Annotated in this window: 14 protein-coding genes; 9 read left to right on the forward strand and 5 right to left on the reverse strand. The window is 65.9% G+C overall.

Going from position 1 to position 13,430, the window contains the following annotated elements; translation table 11 throughout:
• Positions 1-57 precede the first annotated feature (57 nt).
• Positions 58-672 carry a class I SAM-dependent methyltransferase gene (locus tag J3S28_RS17665; protein WP_207842027.1) on the forward strand — a complete coding sequence of 205 codons (615 nt, stop codon included), beginning with the start codon at positions 58-60 and terminating at the stop codon, positions 670-672.
• Positions 673-718: 46 nt separating this feature from the next.
• Entirely contained in the window at positions 719-2,080 is a 1,362-nt protein-coding gene (locus J3S28_RS17670) for an NAD(P)/FAD-dependent oxidoreductase (RefSeq protein WP_237341718.1), read from the forward strand.
• A gap of 66 nt (positions 2,081-2,146) precedes the next feature.
• Here J3S28_RS17670 and J3S28_RS17675 read toward each other — a convergent pair whose 3' ends face one another.
• Positions 2,147-2,770, reverse strand: coding sequence for a TetR family transcriptional regulator (locus J3S28_RS17675; RefSeq protein WP_207842028.1), 624 nt, complete (start codon positions 2,768-2,770; stop codon positions 2,147-2,149).
• A gap of 114 nt (positions 2,771-2,884) precedes the next feature.
• Here J3S28_RS17675 and J3S28_RS17680 point away from each other — a divergent pair, with 114 nt between their 5' ends.
• A complete protein-coding gene (locus tag J3S28_RS17680; RefSeq protein ID WP_307797229.1) occupies positions 2,885-4,351 on the forward strand; it encodes an MDR family MFS transporter in 1,467 nt (488 codons plus the stop codon).
• A 37-nt stretch (positions 4,352-4,388) separates the two neighbouring features.
• On the opposite strand, the gene J3S28_RS17685 is transcribed toward J3S28_RS17680, so the two are convergent.
• Together J3S28_RS17685 and J3S28_RS17690 are read right to left on the reverse strand one after the other, a co-directional pair.
• A complete protein-coding gene (locus tag J3S28_RS17685) occupies positions 4,389-5,066 on the reverse strand; it encodes an IF2 family translation initiation factor (RefSeq protein WP_207842029.1) in 678 nt (225 codons plus the stop codon).
• 26 nt (positions 5,067-5,092) lie between these two features.
• A complete protein-coding gene (locus J3S28_RS17690) occupies positions 5,093-5,650 on the reverse strand; it encodes a CsbD family protein (protein ID WP_207842030.1) in 558 nt (185 codons plus the stop codon).
• 368 nt (positions 5,651-6,018) lie between these two features.
• Here J3S28_RS17690 and J3S28_RS17695 point away from each other — a divergent pair, with 368 nt between their 5' ends.
• Together J3S28_RS17695 and J3S28_RS17700 are read left to right on the forward strand one after the other, a co-directional pair.
• Positions 6,019-7,524, forward strand: coding sequence for an aldehyde dehydrogenase family protein (locus J3S28_RS17695; protein ID WP_207842031.1), 1,506 nt, complete (start codon positions 6,019-6,021; stop codon positions 7,522-7,524).
• Positions 7,524-9,095 (forward strand): GMC family oxidoreductase, encoded by a 1,572-nt coding sequence (locus J3S28_RS17700; RefSeq protein ID WP_207842032.1) that lies wholly within the window; start codon positions 7,524-7,526, stop codon positions 9,093-9,095. The genes J3S28_RS17695 and J3S28_RS17700 overlap by 1 nt, the downstream gene beginning before the upstream one ends.
• On the opposite strand, the gene J3S28_RS17705 is transcribed toward J3S28_RS17700, so the two are convergent.
• Entirely contained in the window at positions 9,092-10,258 is a 1,167-nt protein-coding gene (locus J3S28_RS17705) for an alpha/beta fold hydrolase (RefSeq protein WP_207842033.1), read from the reverse strand. The two genes, J3S28_RS17700 and J3S28_RS17705, sit on opposite strands and share 4 nt — an antisense overlap.
• A gap of 136 nt (positions 10,259-10,394) precedes the next feature.
• Here J3S28_RS17705 and J3S28_RS17710 point away from each other — a divergent pair, with 136 nt between their 5' ends.
• Entirely contained in the window at positions 10,395-11,330 is a 936-nt protein-coding gene (locus tag J3S28_RS17710; RefSeq protein ID WP_207842034.1) for a formylglycine-generating enzyme family protein, read from the forward strand.
• Positions 11,331-11,335: 5 nt separating this feature from the next.
• On the opposite strand, the gene J3S28_RS17715 is transcribed toward J3S28_RS17710, so the two are convergent.
• Positions 11,336-11,905 (reverse strand): hypothetical protein, encoded by a 570-nt coding sequence (locus J3S28_RS17715; protein ID WP_207842035.1) that lies wholly within the window; start codon positions 11,903-11,905, stop codon positions 11,336-11,338.
• A 197-nt stretch (positions 11,906-12,102) separates the two neighbouring features.
• Between J3S28_RS17715 and J3S28_RS17720 the strand changes: the two genes are divergently transcribed.
• From J3S28_RS17720 to J3S28_RS17730, 3 genes are read left to right on the forward strand one after another with little or no spacing between them, the layout of a single operon-like run.
• Complete coding sequence (locus J3S28_RS17720) at positions 12,103-12,477, forward strand: TraR/DksA family transcriptional regulator (protein ID WP_207842036.1); 375 nt, start codon at positions 12,103-12,105, stop codon at positions 12,475-12,477.
• 54 nt (positions 12,478-12,531) lie between these two features.
• Positions 12,532-12,879, forward strand: coding sequence for a PNPOx family protein (locus J3S28_RS17725; RefSeq protein ID WP_207842037.1), 348 nt, complete (start codon positions 12,532-12,534; stop codon positions 12,877-12,879).
• 59 nt (positions 12,880-12,938) lie between these two features.
• A complete protein-coding gene (locus J3S28_RS17730; protein WP_207842038.1) occupies positions 12,939-13,373 on the forward strand; it encodes a hypothetical protein in 435 nt (144 codons plus the stop codon).
• Positions 13,374-13,430: the final 57 nt, after the last annotated feature.

Raw genomic sequence — 13,430 nt, forward strand, 5'->3', positions numbered from 1 at the left:
CGGAAGCCGCCGCATACGGTGACAGTGTCCGACCCGTCCCGAACTGAGGAGTATCTGATGAGCGCGCGCACCCCCAGTCAGTGGGAAGAGATCACCGCCGCCGATCCAGAGCACTCCACCCGATATATAGAGCGCTTCCGGGCGATGGCAGCCAAGGGCCAGGACATCGTGGGCGAGGCGCGGATGGTCGACGCGATGATGTCCCGCGGCGGTCGTGTCCTCGATGCGGGGTGCGGCCCCGGCCGACTCGGCGGCCATCTGCACGCGGCCGGCCACACGGTGGTCGGCGTCGACGTCGATCCGGTCTTGATCGCCGCAGCGCAGCAGGACTACCCCGGTCCGACGTGGCAGGTGGGCGATCTCGCCGAATTGGATCTGCCCGCACGGGGGATTGCCGCGAGTTTCGAGGTCATCGTCTGTGCCGGAAATGTGATGGCGTTCGTCGCGCCGTCCACCAGGCAGGCTGTGCTGGCGGGCTTCGCCCGTCATCTCGCGCCGACCGGGCGGGTGGTGGTCGGATTCGGGTCCGGGCGTGGCTACGAGTTCACCGAGTTCTTCGACGACGCAGCGGCAAGCGGGCTGTCCGTCGATCATCGGTTCTCGACCTGGGATCTGCGACCATTCACCGACCGGTCCGACTTCGTGGTCGCGATGTTTTCGCGGGCGGGCTGACGCGAACAGCGCGACGCTGCGGTGCACGACCGTTATCGTGAGCGGCATGCGATCGATCCGGAAACGTTTTCGAGTCAACTCGCCGGCACCGGCCGAGGCCGCGAGGGTGGTCATGGTCGGAGAAGGCTTCGGCGGGTTCCACGGCCTGCGCCGACTGGAGAAGTTGCTGGGACCCGAGCGGGCCTGTCTGACTCTGGTTGCCCCGCACGACTATCTGCTCTACAGCCCGCTGCTCCCTGAGGTCGCGACGGGCGTACTGGACCCCCGTGACATCGCGGTGCCGCTCCGCCAGACCCTGCGCCGTACGCGCACCGTGCTCGGCCGAGTGACCTCCGTGGACTTCGATGAACGCACCGTTCACGTTCAGGGTGACGACGGGGACAGCGAAATAGGCTGGGACAAACTGATTCTCTCGCCCGGCTCGGTGACGCGCCAGTTCGATATCCCAGGAGTGGCCGAAAACGCCTACGGACTGAAGACGTTGAGCGAAGCGGTCTACATCCGCAACCACGTCATCGCGCAACTCGACGCCGCCGACGAGTTGCCTGATACTCCGGCCGGACGCGACGAGCGCAAGGAGCGGTTGACCGTGGTCGCTGTCGGCGCCGGGTACACCGGCACCGAGTTCGTCGCGCAGATGCAAAAATGGGTCAAAGGTGTCGAGTCCCGCTGGGGGAGCATCAACCCGGACGACGTCCGCTGGATCTTGGTCGACCTGGCGACCGCGGTACTGCCCGAACTCGGACCCCAGCTCGGCGCCAAGGCGTTACGGGTGCTCGCCGCCCGCGGAGTCGAGGTCAAACTCGGGGTGAGCGTCGAGTCCGCGACCCCGACGTCTGTCACCCTCACAGACGGCTCGGTGGTCGGCTCCCGCACTCTCGTCTGGGGCGCAGGGGTGGCGCCGAGTCCGCTGATCCAAACGCTCGGCCTGCCCACCGAGAAGGGCAGGCTTGTCGTCAATGCCGATCTCTCGGTGCCGGGCCTGAAGGACGTGTGGGCGCTCGGTGACGCCGCTGCGGTGCCCGACCTGGCCGGGGATCCGTCGACACCGACGGCCCCCACAGCGCAGCATGCACAGCGACAGGGAATAGCGGTGGCGCACAACGTGGCCGCGACACTCGGAGTCGGCCAGGCCCGCGACTACCGGCACAAGGACTTGGGGCTGGTGGCGGACCTCGGCGGGTTCGATGGCGTCGCCAAACCCCTCGGGGTGGAGCTGACCGGGCCGGTGGCGAAATCCGTTGCACGCGGGTATCACCTGTACGCATTGCCGACCACGGCCGCCAAGGTGCGGGTCGCCACCGATTGGCTCTATGCATCAGTGCTGCCGACGCGAGTGGTGAACTTGAACCAGGTGCGTCCCGAGGACGCGCTCATCGCCAAGGCGCAGGGTGTGGATCTGTACTGACTCGGGGGCGGTACTCGATCGAACCGGGCTGGTGGGGGTTATGCCCTGCAGGTGACGGCCGCCAATTCAGAGATTGCGGACGCGGACGCAGACGTCTTGATATATCGAGAGCAGATCAGCCCCCGACGATTCCGTGGTCGCGCGGCTGACCCACTCGTCGAACGCCGACCGCAAAGCGAGTTGCGCGACCTCGAGAATCAGCCGAACGTGTGACCGGACCTCTTTGCCGTACTCGGTCTCGAGCAGCGCCGAGAGGCGCTGGGAATTGTCCGAGCACCGGCCGACCACCGCGGCACTCAGGCTGGGATTCGAGCAGACGAGCTTCTGGATGCGTGCAATGGTGCGGGCGACTTCACTCTGCTCGTCGCGGAATCCCTCGATGACCGCGGTGAACGCGGCCTCCGCGTCGGCGAGCGAGAACTCGGTGGGGTCTGCGGCGACCACGCAGGCCCGTAACGCTTCATCGAATCCGTACATGTCGAAGAGCACCGACTCTTCTTTTGTGGTGAAGTATCTGAAGAACGTCCGTGCGGACACTCCGGCATCTCGGGCGATCTCGTCGACTGTCGTCACCTCGAAACCCTGTCGCTCGAACAGGGTGAGCGCTGCCTGCTGGATCTCGTGCAGTGTCCTGGTGCGTCGCCGGGCCCGCAGATCGGTGGGGGCCTCTGGTGCTGACGTGGCTGGCATGTCACGAGGGTATCCGCCCCGGCCGAGGTTGTCGTCAGTCGGTGACAATGTGGCAGTCACTGCCACTTGGTATATGCTGCTGAAGTTCTGCACGGCTATGAGGGGAATGTGATCGTGACCGAGGATGCAATGGTCGACACCAAGGTGGGTGGTGCCGATGCTCAGAAGGCCGCGAACCCTGTTCTGCTGATCGGGTTGCTGTTGATCGCGACCTTCGTCGTGATCCTCAACGAGACGATCCTGAGTGTCGCCCTACCCACGCTGATGGTGGACCTCGAGATCACCGCATCGACGGCGCAGTGGCTGACCAGCGGCTTCCTGTTGACGATGGCCATCATCATCCCCACCACGGGCTTCATTTTGCAGCGCTTCCACATGCGCACCGTGTACATCGCGGCGATGAGCGCGTTCACCGTCGGCACCCTGGTCGCGGCGCTCGCACCAGGATTCGAGGTGCTGATGGTGGCCCGCGTGATCCAGGCCGGCGGCACCGCACTGATGATCCCGTTGCTGATGACCACCATCCTGAACGTGGTCCCCGAGCACTCGCGCGGTCGGACCATGGGCCTGGTGTCCATCGTGATCTCCGTGGCACCCGCGATCGGACCCACGGTGTCCGGGCTGATCCTCGAGTCGTTCGACTGGCGTGCGATGTTCTGGATCGTCCTCCCGATCGCCGCAGCGGTCCTCGTGCTGGGTGGACTCTTCGTCCGTAACGTCACCGAGCCCCGCAAGGCCCATCTCGACTTCATCTCGGTCCCGTTGTCGGCACTCGGTTTCGGTGGCTTGGTCTACGGCCTGAGCAGTATCGGTGAATCGGCGGCCGGGCACGCGCCGGTCCCGCCGTGGGTCCCCTTGGTGATCGGTGCCGTTGCGCTCGTCCTCTTCGTGATCCGGCAGCAGCGGCTCGTGAGTCGCGGGTTCGCACTACTCGATCTGCGGACCTTCAAGGTCGCCTCGTTCCGTCTGGCGGTCGGTCTGATGGGTGGTCTGATGCTGACCCTGTTCGGCGCCCTGATCCTGCTGCCCCTCTACCTGCAGAACGTGCTCGACAAGAGTGTGCTGACCACCGGCCTGGTCCTACTGCCGGGCGGTCTCGTCATGGGACTGCTGGCACCCGGTGTCGGGGCGCTGTTCGACCGCTGGGGCGCCCGTCCACTGGTGCTGCCGGGCACGATCGCGATGAGCGTGGGCACCTGGCTACTGGCCACCCTGAACACCACCTCGTCGCTGGCCCACGTGATCGGTGCGCACGTCATCCTCAGTGCGGGTATCGCGTTCGCCCTGACACCGCTGATGACCTCGGCCCTGGGCTCGCTTCCGCCGGAACTCTATTCACACGGCAGCGCGACAGTGAGTACGGTCCAGCAGGTCGCGGGTGCCGCAGGTACCGCACTGTTCATCACCCTGATGACCCGCGGAACCACGTCGTCGGTGAGCGATGGCGCCGACGATGTCACAGCGTACTCAGACGGCACCCACCTCGCGTTCATGGTTGCCGGGGTGCTGTCGGTGGTGCTCATCCTGGCCGCGACGATGGTCAAGTCGACAAAGAAAACCGGCGCCGACATCTCGCAGTAGTCGGCGCCGGTTCTCGGCTTTGGAGGGTGCCTGTGGTTCAGGCCTTGTCGGCGCGTTCGGCCTGACGCTTTTCCTTCTCCGCGTCGGCGAGCTTTTCCACCCGATCGGCCTGCGCCCGGGTAGCCGCCGCGTCATCGCGCTTGGCGGCGGCGTCCTTTTGCTTGGACGCAGCTGCAGCGGTTGCCTGATGCTCGGCGGCACGGATCTTCGCCTGCTCGTCGCGCTTGGCGGCGTCGACCGACTTCTTGCGCTGGGCCGCGACTTCGTCAGCTTGCTTCTTGGCGGCAGCGGTGCGCTCGGCCGCAGTCTTCTCGGCTTCCTGCTGGCGCTGCTCGGCGGTCTGGCGTGCTTCGGCGACTTCCTGCTCTTTCGCCTCGCGTGCCTCTTTCTGCTCTGCGACAGCCTTCTCGCGCTTCGCCTTCAGTTCGGCGTCGGCGGCCTGACGTTTGGCTTCCGCCTCGGCATCGAGCTCTGCGGCCGCGGCCAGGGCATCACTGCGTTCGGTGAGCGCGGTCCCGCGCTTGGCCAGTGTGGAGTCGCCGAGGACGCCTCCAACAGTGGCATCGAGCGTTCCCAGCGAACGCTCGTAGAACAACCGGGCGGGAGCCTCGGGATCCCACTTGGATACGACTTGATCTTCGATGAACTGCAGCGGGAAGCGGGCAATCCGGTAGTTGAAACGTAGAACTGCGAACGGAATAGCGGTGACACTCATCAGTGGCTCCTGGTGGTTGTGGTTGGTCAGGGCAGGTCGGCTTCGTTGGACAGGCGTTCGGTCTGACGCCTGATCCGGTCGGCCTCGGCCTGGGCGCTGGTTGCTTCCGCCGTGGTCTCTCGGTGTTCGTCCGCCGCTTCGGCGACCTCCCGCGCCGCGTCGGTGACCTCTTCGCGTTCAGCCGCCTGCGCCTGAGCAACCTCGCGCTCGGCGTCGATCTCGGCCTGGGTCTTCTTGCGCGCGGCTTCCTGGACGCCGGCCTGTTCCGCAGCGTGCTTCTGGGCGGCCGCGCGCGCGTCCACCTCGTTCTTCACGCCCCCGGCTTCGACGCTGACCTCGGTGCGTTCCTTGGCGCTCTCGAGCTTTGCCTCGTTCTCCTCGGCACGCGCTTGCGCGGCCTCGGCATCGGCGACGGCTTCGACGCTGTTGGCCTTCTTCCGCTCGCTCGCCTGTGTCTGTTCGAGCTGTCCCTCGGCGGTCAGGGAATCATTGCCGATCACGGCACCGGCGACTTCTTTGGCCTTGCCCTTCACCGAATCGATCAAGCCCTTGCGTGCCTGGTCAGCCTTGTTGTGCTCCGTCATGTTCAGTCCCCTCTCGACAGCAATCTCGTCAGCTCGCGTTGAGCGCGCAGTTCTGATGTCTGACCCAGTGGTTCCACCGGTAGAACGTGTTCAAACGCAGATGTGACGGGCAACTCCGCCGCCGCCGACCTGCAGAACGTCCGTTGTGCGATCTGCGAGTAGGCAGGGCTGCCGATCGGTGATGGGTTCATCGGGTGGGGCGTCCGCATCGTGGGATCATCGTCTGGGCGGTGATCCCAGGACTTCCGGCTTCGTCTCGTAGGTGCCGATTCGACCGCGGTCGACGCCGGGCCTGTGCTCGACTGGTCACGGGACTTCGAGTCCATCCCCGCCGAGGACGTTGACGTCACAGCACGGAAAGAGGACGCATGACTGCTCAGACCCTGTTCATCGACGGAACGTGGGAGGCTGCGGCCGACGGTGGCACCCGAGACATCGAGTGCCCGGCAGATCGAACTCTTGTGGGAACCGTCAGCGAGGCCTCCCGCGGCGACACCGAACGTGCCATCGCCGCGGCGCGCAGAGCCTTCGATGACGGCCGCTGGTCGTCGGTGCCTGCACCCGACCGCGGGGCCTTCCTCCTGCGGGTGGCCGGTGCCCTGCGTGAACGCAAGGCCGAGTTCGCGCGTGCGGAATCGTTGGATACCGGTAAGCGTCTGGTGGAGTCGGAGATAGACATCGACGACATCACCGCGTGCTTCGAGTACTTCGGTCGCGCGGCCGCCCAGGACGCCGGCCGCCTGGTGGATGCGGGCAGCGACACCGTCATCAGCCGCGTTCAGTACGAACCGGTCGGCGTCTGCGGCATGATCACGCCCTGGAACTATCCACTGCTACAAGCCGCCTGGAAAATGGCGCCCGCGCTGGCCGCCGGGTGCTCGTTCGTTCTCAAACCCGCGGAATTGACCCCGCACACCGCGATCCTGATGATGCAGGTCTTCGACGACCTCGGTCTGCCTGCCGGGGTGGCGAACCTCGTCACCGGCGCGGGCCCGGGCGCGGGCGCGCCGCTCTCGGAACACCGCGACATCGACATGGTCTCGTTCACCGGGGGACTGGTCACCGGAAAGGTCATCGCCGCGGCGGCAGCGGCCACCGTGAAGAAGGTGGCTCTCGAACTCGGAGGCAAGAATCCGAACGTCATCTTCGCCGACGCAGACTTCGACGCCGCGGTGGACAACGCCCTCAACGGAGCTTTCGTGCATTCCGGGCAGGTGTGTTCGGCAGGCGCCCGAATCGTGGTGCAGGACAGCATCGCCGAGAAGTTCACCGACGCACTCGTCGCCCGGGCCGAGCAGATTCGGCTCGGCGGGCCGTTCGACGACAACGCCGAGACGGGTCCACTGATCTCGGCTGCACACCGCGACAAGGTGGACGCCTATATCCGTAAGGGCGTCGCCGAAGGTGCCCGCCTGCGGTGTGGCGGCACATTCGGTACCGGTATATCCGGGGATTCCGACCTCGACGCGGGGTATTACTACACGCCGACGATCCTCGACCAGGTCCGCGGCGGGATGTCGGTGGTCGTCGACGAGGCGTTCGGTCCGGTGGTCACCATCGAGACGTTCACCGACGAAGAAGACGCCGTCGCGATCGCGAACGACACCGACTACGGCCTCGCCGGGGCGGTGTGGAGCCAGGACGCCGGCAAAGCCCAACGCGTCGCGAATCGGTTGCGGCACGGCACGATCTGGATCAACGATTATCACCCCTACCTGCCTCAGGCCGAGTGGGGAGGCTTCGGTCACTCCGGTGTCGGTCGCGAACTCGGCCCGACCGGTCTCGACGAGTATCGCGAGGCCAAGCACGTCTACCAAAACATCGCACCCGCGGTCACCGGTTGGTTCGACAACAACTCTCAGGAGAGCATCTGATGAGCACCGAGCAGACATACGACTATGTGGTGATCGGCGGCGGGTCTGCCGGATGCGCTGTCGCCGCGAGATTGTCGGAGGACCCATCGGTCAGCGTGGCGCTGATCGAGGCCGGGCCGGACGACCGCGACGTCCCGGAGGTCCTGCAGCTCGACCGCTGGATGGAATTGCTCGAATCCGGTTACGACTGGGACTATGTCGTCGAACCGCAGGAGAACGGGAACTCGTTTCTGCGACATGCGCGGGCCAAGGTGATGGGCGGATGTTCGTCGCACAATTCGTGTATCGCGTTCTGGCCGCCCGCCGAGGACATCGACGACTGGGAATCGGTCCACGGCGCCACGGGCTGGAACAAGGCGGCGGTCTGGCCGCTGGTCAAGCGTTTGGAAACCAATGAGGACGCCGGACCCGATCACCCGCACCACGGGGACAGCGGCCCCGTGCACCTGATGAACGTCCCTCCGGCCGATCCCTGCGGCGTGGCCCTGCTCGAGGCCTGCGCGCAGGCAGGCCTGCCCACCACCAAGTTCAACACCGGCTCCACAGTGGTGCAGGGCGCCAACTTCTTTCAGATCAACAGGCGAGGCGACGGGACCCGCTCGTCGTCGTCCGTCTCCTACATCCATCCGATCTCCGACCGTCCGAACTTCACCCTGCTCACCGGACTGCGGGCCAAGAAGCTGATCTTCGACGAGCGACGGTGTGTCGGCGTCGAGGTGGTGGACGGACAGTTCGGTCGCACGCACGTCGTCCGGGCGAACGCCGAAGTGGTGCTCTCGGCGGGCGCGGTCGACTCCCCGAAGTTGTTGATGCTCTCCGGAATAGGGCCGGCAGAACACCTACGGGAGATCGGGATCGACGTACTCGTCGACTCGCCCGGCGTCGGGTCGAACCTGCAGGATCACCCCGAGGGGGTCATCTCATGGGAGGCGAAGCGGCCGATGACCGAGACCTCCACGCAGTGGTGGGAGATCGGGATCTTCGACACCGTCGACGCGGGCCGTGATCGCCCCGACCTGATGATGCACTACGGCTCGGTGCCGTTCGACATGCATACGGTGCGGCAGGGTTATCCGACCTCGGAGAACGTGTTCGTGCTCACCCCGAACGTCACGCACGCCCGGTCTCGTGGCACTATCCGGTTGCGCACCAGAGACTTTCGGGACAAGCCTCTTGTCGATCCGAAGTACTTCACGGACCCGGATGGCTACGACATGCGCATCATGATCGCCGGGATCCGGCGTGCACGTGAGATCGTGGCGCAACCTGCGATGGCGGAATGGGCCGGCGACGAACTCTTCCCCGGCATTGGCGTGCAGTCCGACGAGGACCTCGCCGAGTACATCCGGCTGACCCACAACACCGTCTATCACGTCGCGGGGAGTGTTCGGATGGGCGCGGTCTACGACGACGAGTCACCGCTTGACCCCGAACTCCGGGTCAAAGGCGTCGACGGCCTCCGCGTCGCCGACGCCTCCGTGTTTCCCGAGCACACCACCGTCAACCCGAACATCACGGTCATGATGGTCGGCGAGCGGTGCGCCGATCTGATCAAGGCCACGCGAGACTAGGGAGTTCCGCGCTCACGTCCGGAGGCGGCGTCGGCAACGGCCGAATCACCGTCGCGCAGTTCGAGCTCTGCGAGAAACGGATCGACCGCGTCCTCGATCGCCCGGTTGTACCGCTCCGGCTGCTGCCCAGGATTCGCGTGCCCGGTCCCGGGCATACGAACAACCAGCAGGCGTCCGTCGGGGCCGCCGGTGAGGTCGAAGAGCGCCCGTTGGCTGTAGTCGACGTCGACCACCGGATCAGCTTTGCCGAAGGCCGGCCGGAGGAAGATGAACGCGGGATTGTTTGTGTCGTCGGAGGTCAGGGTCTCGAGGTCGTCCTGAGCGCCGGAGGCGACGATCGCCCGGAACTGGGATTCGATCAGACCGTTGCTGGCGGTGTTCTTCGAGAGGATCTTCTTGTGCAGCACCTCGTCGACAACCCGGGTGAGCTCGCCCACGTCCACGAAGCGATTGTGGCCGGACGACGGGAACAGGTAGCGATCCTTGCGTGCCACGGTCTCGACCAACAGGCGCAGTGATCGACTCTCTCGGGCTCCGGGTAGCCAGCCCATCCAGCGCAGCATGTCTTCCCCGGCATCTCGGCTCCGCGCGCGGACGGCGTGCAGATTGATCGGAGTGCAGTCGAGCACCACGGCCTGCAATTCGAGGTCGGTGTCTTCGGCGATGTGCTCGGCGACCTCGAGGGCGATGATCCCGCCCATACTGTGGCCGGCCAGCACAATTCGATCGACTCCTTCACGCAGGGCGTGCTGGGCGATGATCCTGCTGATCACCGCGGTGTCCAGACCGGAGTTGTCGTACTGCACCGCCCAGACCTGACCGATCCTGGTGAACGAGGGCAACGCTGTGGCGGTGGCGCTTGCGTCGAGATTGCCGAGACCGACGAGATCGACGACTGCGGTGTCCTGATCCAGCGGGTCCTGCGCGTCGTAGATGTGGTGTACCTGCGGCCGCGTCGACGCCAGCCGGGCGCGCTCGGGTGCGACGTCGTACACCCAATACTGAGTGCACACGATCGCCACGGCCAGCAGCGCGACACCGAGCCGCAACACTGAGCGGCGAGGTCCGCCTTTGTTCACTCGGGACTCGCGCAGCCGTTCTTTGCGGCGGTCATCGTCCCATTCGGTGACCGGCCGCTGAGCAGGGCGCAGGTCGGAAGCCATTGCCTCCAGTCTAGGCGCGCGTGGGCTCCACCGAGGTGGGCGTCGAATCGTCTGATGGCCAACACATCACGCTCACCGGCTTCGCGGGTGACCTTCGGCAACCGGCAGATTTGGCCGCTGCCAATACAGTGGCCCCATGACAGATGGTTGCTGTTCGCCGAGCCGCGGCCCGGCCGAGGGTGAATCCGCCGCTGCTCTGCCCCCGCGCGCGAACCCGATGGTGTCCGATTCACTGACCACCGTGCCGGCACAGACGTTCCGGATGGGCGATGACTCGCAGTGGGCGTATCCCGCGGACGGGGAGGGGCCCGTGCACGAGGTGTCGCTGTCTGCGTTCCGGCTCGACCGGTACGCGGTGTCCAATGCGCGCTTCGCCGAGTTCATCGCCGCGACCGGATGGCGTACCGACGCGGAGAAGTACGAGTGGTCGTTCGTCTTCGCCGGCTTCTTACCCGCTGACTTCCCGCCCACCCGCGGGGTCGAGGGCACCCCGTGGTGGCGGCAGGTGTTCGGTGCGGATTGGAAACACCCAGAGGGTCCACAGTCCGACATCGACGGCCGGCCGGATCATCCGGTGGTCCACGTCTCGTGGAACGATGCCCGCGCGTTCTGTGCCTGGTCGGGGACCCGGTTGGCGACCGAGGCCGAGTGGGAAGCGGGCGCGCGCGGCGGGCTGCGCGGCATGCCGTTTCCGTGGGGTGACGAACTCGAACCCGCGGGTACGCACCGGATGAATGTCTTCCAGGGCGTGTTCCCCGGCGAGAACACCGCGGCGGACGGGTTCCTCGGCACCGCTCCGGTCGACGCGTATGAGCCGAACGGGTACGGGCTGCACAACATGACGGGCAACGTGTGGGAGTGGTGTGCCGATTGGCGCGACCTCGCGTACTACGCGACCTCGCCCGCGCAGAATCCCACCGGACCGGCCACCGGGTCGGAGCGTATCCAGCGCGGGGGGTCGTACCTGTGCCACGCGTCGTACTGCCGGCGATACCGGGTGTCGGCGCGGATCGGCAGTGCGCCCGACAGCTCGTCGGGCAACGTCGGGTTCCGGGTCGCTGCCGACGTCTGACCCGGTCAGTGGGTGAGGTACACCTTGATGATGGTGATGATCGTCGCCACGGCCGCCACGCCGACCCCGGATGCGATGGTGCGCCAGGACACTGTGCTCGACTGCAATCGCTCGACCACCAGGCCGAGAAATCCGATCCGGAGGATGATGACCGCCGCCGCGCACAGCTGGGCGCCGGGTGGGTCGAACAACTCGATCACCTCGAACGACCCGATCAGCAGGATGATGAACGGCAGCGTCCCGGACGTGATGATGGGCAGCGCGTCGCGTAGTGCCGCAGCGAAATCCATCTTCGACGGCCCCGGGCCTTCGGCCTCGCCGGGCCGTCGTGCGGTGACACCGTGGGACAACCACTCGGCGAAGAGATGGGCGAAGAACGTCGACAACGTGGTTCCGAGTACGAGCCATGCCGCCTCGCGTTCCTCGACTGCGCGTGACTCGGACACCACCACGACCGACAGCACGAGGATGTTGCCGTAGGCGAACGCCGATATCCGGCGGGCGGCGCGAGCGGGTGGCAATCTGCGGCCACCGTCGCGGCGGGTCAACGACGTGAAAAACCCGGGTTCTCTCACGATCTGGTGGTCCTTCTCGTCCGAGTGCTGCTGTGGCGAGGACGCGTACTGCCGCCCCGGTTGATGTCGACACATCCTACAAAGGCCGGGCCGGTACCCGCGCAGTATTGTCGGTGCGCGGCGCCCCGTGTTGTTCGTGCGAGCTTGTGTTGTTCGTGCGAGCCCGTGTTGTCGCAGGGTGTCCGTATCATCGCGCCATGGACCCCGATGTCGCTCGCGAAGCTCTATCGACCGAGCGTTCCGAGGCCGCGGAGCTGATCGAGACGATGTCGGTTCGCCTCCGGTCGGTGGTCGAGGCCGGTGCCGGCGAGAGCTCTGACGACGAGCATGATCCGGAAGGATCGACTTTGGCGTTCGAGCGTGGCCAGCTCGTCGCGCAGATCGAGAGATCGAAGGCACTGGTTCTCGACATCGACGCTGCCCTGCTCCGGGTGGACGGCGGGACGTACGGAATCTGTGAACGGTGTGGATCCGCGATCGCCGAGGCCCGACTGGAGGCACTTCCCGCAGCGCGGCTGTGCATCATCTGCGCTTCAGCGGCGGACTCATCGCGGCGCTGGGGGATACGCTGACGCCCGGAGCCTTGCGGCGACGCGCCGCGACACCATCCGCGGAAAAGGGGGATCATGAGCACGTATCAGAAAATTGCAGCAGTGGTGAACACGGGATTCGGGGTCGTCGCGCGTATTCCCGTGCTCGACAAGATCATCGGCAAAGCGATCACCACCATCACCTACACCGGTCGCAAATCGGGCAAGACCTTCTCCATCCCGGTCGCGTACAAACGTTCCGGCGACGACGTGATCATCGGGGTCGCGATGCCCGACAAGAAGACCTGGTGGCGCAACTTCTCAGGCGATGGCGCACCGATCTCGATCGAGCTCGACGGCGTCGACCGCCCGGGGCACGGGGTGAGCCGCCGCAACGACAAAGGCCAGGTGTCGGTGAAGGTGACACTGGATTCGTCCGTCTGAGAAAAGCTTTACCCGCCAGGTAATCGCCGAGCTGGGCTCGGGCGGGGCAGCCTTGTCTCATGGACTACGGGGTGCAGGAGCTCAGACCAGATCCGAGACAGCCGGCGCTGCTGCGACACGCGTATGTTGTCGCGGCCGCCGGACGTATCGCGTGGGGCGGTGCCGCGCTCGTGTCGCCGGGAGCGAATCTACGCGCTGCCGGGGTCGGCGAACTCCAGACGCCGGAGGTGATCTACCTGACGAGGGTGTTCGGCGCCCGTGCACTGGCCATCGGAGTCGGTTACCTCCGGGGAGATCCACCGGCGCGAGCGCGGTGGCAACGGCTCGGGCTTCTGGTCGATTCTCTCGACACGATCAGCGGGCTCACTGCTCTGCGAACAATTGACGACGCACCGCGGCGCCGTGCGGCTTCGCTCCTGGTGGCCATCACCGGCGCTTATGCGGCACTAGGGGTTGCCGGTTCGGTCTACGCATTGCTGTCCGAACGCCCCTGAAAACCGGCCTATACGAAGGCTTCGAGGGAAGATATCCCCCGGAGCTCCCGTATAGAC

Origin of the sequence: Williamsia soli, from assembly GCF_017377795.1 — a bacterium.
Lineage (GTDB): Bacteria > Actinomycetota > Actinomycetes > Mycobacteriales > Mycobacteriaceae > Williamsia > Williamsia soli.

Coding starts and splice junctions, on each gene's coding strand:
- J3S28_RS17725 (WP_207842037.1), top strand. CDS start 12,532: ATGAGCACGTATCAGAAAATTGCAGCAGTGGTGAACACGGGATTCGGG.
- J3S28_RS17730 (WP_207842038.1), top strand. CDS start 12,939: ATGGACTACGGGGTGCAGGAGCTCAGACCAGATCCGAGACAGCCGGCG.
- J3S28_RS17700 (WP_207842032.1), top strand. CDS start 7,524: ATGAGCACCGAGCAGACATACGACTATGTGGTGATCGGCGGCGGGTCT.
- J3S28_RS17695 (WP_207842031.1), top strand. CDS start 6,019: ATGACTGCTCAGACCCTGTTCATCGACGGAACGTGGGAGGCTGCGGCC.
- J3S28_RS17705 (WP_207842033.1), bottom strand. CDS start 10,258: ATGGCTTCCGACCTGCGCCCTGCTCAGCGGCCGGTCACCGAATGGGAC.
- J3S28_RS17665 (WP_207842027.1), top strand. CDS start 58: ATGAGCGCGCGCACCCCCAGTCAGTGGGAAGAGATCACCGCCGCCGAT.
- J3S28_RS17685 (WP_207842029.1), bottom strand. CDS start 5,066: ATGAGTGTCACCGCTATTCCGTTCGCAGTTCTACGTTTCAACTACCGG.
- J3S28_RS17710 (WP_207842034.1), top strand. CDS start 10,395: ATGACAGATGGTTGCTGTTCGCCGAGCCGCGGCCCGGCCGAGGGTGAA.
- J3S28_RS17720 (WP_207842036.1), top strand. CDS start 12,103: ATGGACCCCGATGTCGCTCGCGAAGCTCTATCGACCGAGCGTTCCGAG.
- J3S28_RS17670 (WP_237341718.1), top strand. CDS start 719: ATGCGATCGATCCGGAAACGTTTTCGAGTCAACTCGCCGGCACCGGCC.
- J3S28_RS17675 (WP_207842028.1), bottom strand. CDS start 2,770: ATGCCAGCCACGTCAGCACCAGAGGCCCCCACCGATCTGCGGGCCCGG.
- J3S28_RS17690 (WP_207842030.1), bottom strand. CDS start 5,650: ATGACGGAGCACAACAAGGCTGACCAGGCACGCAAGGGCTTGATCGAT.